3 protein-coding genes and 1 pseudogene are annotated in these 4,502 nt (G+C 62.1%); all 4 read left to right on the top strand.

Translation table 11 applies throughout. From position 1 onward, the window contains the following. A pseudogene (locus tag VJ604_RS11510) lies at window positions 1-336 on the top strand (nickel-dependent lactate racemase); the annotation flags it as partial. A 180-nt stretch (window positions 337-516) separates the two neighbouring features. Next, complete coding sequence (locus VJ604_RS11505; protein WP_324082592.1) at window positions 517-1,899, top strand: FAD-binding oxidoreductase; 1,383 nt, start codon at window positions 517-519, stop codon at window positions 1,897-1,899. Window positions 1,900-1,948: 49 nt separating this feature from the next. Next, window positions 1,949-3,229, top strand: coding sequence for a (Fe-S)-binding protein (locus VJ604_RS11500; protein ID WP_414652423.1), 1,281 nt, complete (start codon window positions 1,949-1,951; stop codon window positions 3,227-3,229). 689 nt (window positions 3,230-3,918) lie between these two features. Then, on the top strand, window positions 3,919-4,502 hold a 584-nt coding region (locus VJ604_RS11495; protein WP_324082588.1), incomplete at its 3' end, for a carboxyl transferase domain-containing protein.

The following is a 4,502-nucleotide window of genomic DNA, read 5'->3' as shown; positions in this document are numbered from 1 at the left end:
GTCATGATCGTGCTGGCGGAGTGCCGCGACGGCTATGGCCACGCCACCTTCTTCAACTGGTTCCGCTACCCGAGCTGTGGCGAGCTGGAAGCGGCGCTCAGGAAGCGCTACGAGATCAACGGCCAGACCGCCTGGGCGGTGAAGGAAAAGGCGGAGCGGTTCCGGATCTACCTCGTCTCGCAGCTGCCGCCCAAAGAGGTGGAGACGATGGGGATGATCCCGGCGCAAACGCCTCAGCAGGCACTGGAGCTGGCCCTCCCCGAGTTGCCGAAGAATTTCACCGCCTACCTCATCCCCGAGGGTGGCGTGCTGCTGCCGGTCGTGCAAGGCCGTTAGCCACCGCGGCACCTAGACATAGTCCCATCTGCCCCCCCCCTCGCCCCATTGGGGGAGAGGGGCGGGGGTGAGGGCGGGATTTTTCAGCAGGTGCGGTCATCCCTCACCCGGCCTTCGGCCACCCTCTCCCCTCGAAGGGGCGAGGGTATTAAGTAAGTAGATACCAGGAAAGGAAGATAGATGCTCGACGCACGCATTTTAGAGAAGCTGAAGGAAATCGTCGGTCCCGAAAACTTCGCCACCGGCGCCCAGGAACTGGTCTGCTACGGCTACGACGCCACCCAGATGGAATTCCTCCCAGACTGCGTGGTGCACCCGGATGGGGCAGAGCAGGTCTCCCGGGTCCTGCAGCTCGCCAACACCGAGGGGTTCCCGGTCTTCCCCCGGGGCGCCGGCAGCGGCTTCACCGGAGGAGCCCTCCCCAAGGGGGGTGGCGTGGTGCTGGTGACCACCAGGATGAACCGCATCCTGCGCATCGACACCGACAACCTGGTAGCGGAGGTGGAGCCGGGCGTGGTGACCGAGACCTTCCAGATGGCGGTCGAGAAGCTGGGACTCTTCTATCCCCCCGATCCGGCCTCCCTTAAGTTCTCCACCCTGGGGGGCAACGTCGCCGAGTGCGCCGGCGGTCCCCGCGCCGTGAAGTACGGCGTCACCAAGGATTTCGTGATGGGCCTGGAGGTGGTGCTTCCCACCGGGCAGATCATCAGGACCGGCGGCGAGACGGTGAAAGGGGTGGTGGGCTACGACCTCACCAAGCTCCTGTGCGGCTCGGAAGGGACGCTGGGGGTGATCACCAAGATCATCTTCCGGCTGCTCCCCTACCCCGCTTCCAAAAAGACCATGCTGACCATCTTCGACTCCATCGACGGGGCGGCCCGGGCGGTCTCCACCATCATCAAGGGGAAGATCATCCCTACCACCCTGGAGTTCATGGACTACGCTACCCTGACCTGCGTGGACCGGCGCTTCAACCTGGGGATTCCCGAAGCGGGGCGCGCGGTGCTCTTGATCGAGGTGGACGGCGATCCGGACCTGATCGAGAAGCAGGCGGATGAGATCCACGCGCTGATCAAGCCGCTTGGCCTCGTGCAGTTCAGGGTGGCCAAGGACGCGGCGGAGAGCGAGGAGCTCTGGAAGGTGCGCCGGCTGGTCTCGCCGTCCTTGAGAGACGTGAACCCTGACAAGTTCAACGAGGACATCGTGGTGCCCAGGAGCCGGGTGCCCGACGTCATCCGGCGCATCGAGCAGATCCAGAACCGCTACGACATACCGATCGTCAACTTCGGGCATGCCGGCGACGGCAACATCCACGTCAACATCATGATCGACAAGACCCAGCCGGGCCAGCAGGAGAAGGCGCACGAGGCGATCAAGGAGGTCTTCCAGGCGGCGCTCGACCTGGGAGGGACCATGTCCGGCGAGCACGGGGTAGGGCTTGCCAAGCAGCCCTTCATCCCCATGGAGCTCTCGGCGGACCAGATCGCCGCCATGCGCGCCATCAAGAAGGCGCTCGACCCGAACAACATCCTGAACCCCGGCAAGATGCTGCCGCTGGAGTAGTCCGACCTGTCCGACAGGTCCGATGTCCGAAAGCTTAAAGGAAGAAAAAGTGAGCAAGAAGCAGATCAGCCCGCTGGAGCGGGTGCAAAACGACATGAAAAAATGCGTGAAGTGTGGCGCCTGCCGCGCCCACTGCCCCGCCTTCAGCACCTTCCAGCGCGAACCCGCCACCGCCCGCGGCAAGGTGGCGCTGGCCCAGCACGTCCTGAAAGGGGACATCGAGCTTGACGATGGCACCTACGCCGCCATGTCCAAGTGCCTGCTCTGCGGCAGCTGCGTCGACAAGTGCCCCAACAACGTCCCCACCGACGAGATCGTGATCGCCGCCCGCGAGGCGCTCGCTAAGAGACGTGGACTCACCACCTTCCATAAGGCGGTCGGCCAGGTCATCAAGACCCGCAAGCTCATGAAGATGGGGGCCTTCGCCGCCTCCATACTCGGGCCGCTCTTCTTCAAAAAGGTCCCGGCCACCTCGGGGCTGCGACTCCGCTTCCCGATGCCTTTCCTGGGCGGCACCCGGCATATCCCGCAGATCGCCAAGGACCCCTTCATGACCCGGCACCCGGAGGTGATCGAGGGACAGCCCGGCAAGCCGCGCATCGCCTTCTTCGTCGGCTGCATGACCAACTTCGTCTACACCGAGATCGGCGAGGCAACCCTGGCCCTCTTCAAGCACCTGGGCTGCACCGTCATCATCCCCCAGGACCAGCAGTGCTGCGGCCTCCCCGGCATGTCGGGCGGCGACCTCGATACCGTGCGGGAGCTCGCCGAGCGGAACCTGGAGGCACTGGAGAGGTACAACGCCGACTACGTGATGACCGCCTGTGCCACCTGCGGGGGTGCACTGCACAAGCTTTACCCCCTGGTGATCGGCAAGCGGAACCCTGAACTTAGTGACCGGCTGAAGGCCCTGGCGGAGAAGACGGTGGACGCCGCGGTCCTCCTGCAGAAGCTGGGACTCGATCCGGAAGTGACCGGCGGCGGTGAAGAGGTCCGCATCACCTATCACGATCCCTGTCACCACCGCACCGCCGGCATCGCCAAACAGCCGCGCGGGCTCCTCAAGCAGACCCCCGGCATCGAGCTCATCGAGATGGAGGGAGCCGACCGCTGCTGCGGCTTGGGCGGCACCTTCAACGTCTACCACTACGGCAGCTCGCTGGACATCAACGCCGGCAAGACCGCCGCCATCCAGGCCACCGGCGCCGACTGCGTGGTGACCGGCTGCCCCGGCTGCATCATGCAGCTTTCCGACGGTCTTAAGCAGGCCGGCGAAAACACCCGGGTCCTACACACCGTGGAGCTGCTGGCCCGCAACATCCGGCGCTGACCTCTCTTACCCGGCGCCGGCCGCCCGGTCGGCGCCGTTCTCCCCCCACTCTCTCCGCCTCTCCTCCGCCTCTGGTCCACCTCTCTTAATGAGCTAACCAGCTGTTCCACCGTATTTTCTCGCGTATACTCCGTTTTTCTTATTGACTTTTGCCAAGCAAAACCTTATTTACTTTTACGTCACCTGTATACGGAAAATCGTGTTTTATTTTCAACACTTCCTGGTTACAGAGTAAGGTCCCGGCGCCACCCCAGCGGCGCAAGTATCTGTTTATGCTGCGGATACTACAGCAACCGGGCATCAAACAGCGGGGTCTGCAGCCTAACTTCCCAACCCTATTACCGCTAAATCCACTGCCAGAGCCATTATTTTTCGGCTTCGCGCTGCTTTTTTGTCACACAAATGAGCCCAAGGCACCCGAGAATATAAAAAAGCGTCCCTAAATAAAACAAGGCACTCCCCCAGCCATCCGTCTGAAGATTAGCCGGCTAACATGCCGTATACATTATGCAAACAGTTTACGGAAACTTCGTCCAGCGGCTTTCTCACCGCCACAATTTCCAAATAACGTTTACGCTACGTCATAAATGCAACACTTTTTTGTTTTAATCACTAAAACGGGAGGATGGCAATGAGTTTAGCAGTAACCACGTACCAGCTGAAAAATCCCACTCGGAAGGATACCCTCTATGTCTCTTAAAATGATCAAGCCGTCACTGAAAAACCCCTTCGACCAGGCGGAGAAGGTAGAGTTCAACATCCCGGGCGAGATTTCCCGCGCCACGGGGGGCTATGAAGAGGCGATGCGGGAAGGTCACGACCTGATCCAGCGCCCCATCAAGTCGGTGAGCATCGACCAGATCGAGAAGCAGCACTTCAAGAAGAGGATGACGGTCTGGGAGAGGATCCGCGTACTGACCGAGGCAGAGCCCAACATCCTGTTCCAGAACTGGGGCAAGAACCTGGACGGCGCCTCGCTGGTCACCGGCATCCTCAACATCGGCGGGCGTGACGTCGCCATCTACGGCCACGACTTCACCGTGCGCGCGGGCTCCATGGACGCCACCAACGGCAACAAGCTGGCCCGTCTCATGTACATGGCGGGCGAGAAGGGGATCCCGGTCATCGGCATGAACGACTCGGCCGGCGCCTTCGTCCCGGCCGGCGTGGGTGGCCTGGACGGCTACGCCGAGGTCTTCACCGCGCTTAGAAAGATCAGCGGCGTGGTCCCCTCCATCATGTGCATGTTCGGCTTCAACGCGGGCGGCGGCTC

Origin of the sequence: Geomonas sp. (assembly GCF_035254065.1) — a bacterium.
GTDB lineage: Bacteria > Desulfobacterota > Desulfuromonadia > Geobacterales > Geobacteraceae > Geomonas.
The sequence above is the reverse complement of the archived record's forward strand: the minus strand, read 5'-3'. Positions and strand labels throughout refer to the sequence as shown.

Coding starts and splice junctions, on each gene's coding strand:
- VJ604_RS11505 (WP_324082592.1), top strand. CDS start 517: ATGCTCGACGCACGCATTTTAGAGAAGCTGAAGGAAATCGTCGGTCCC.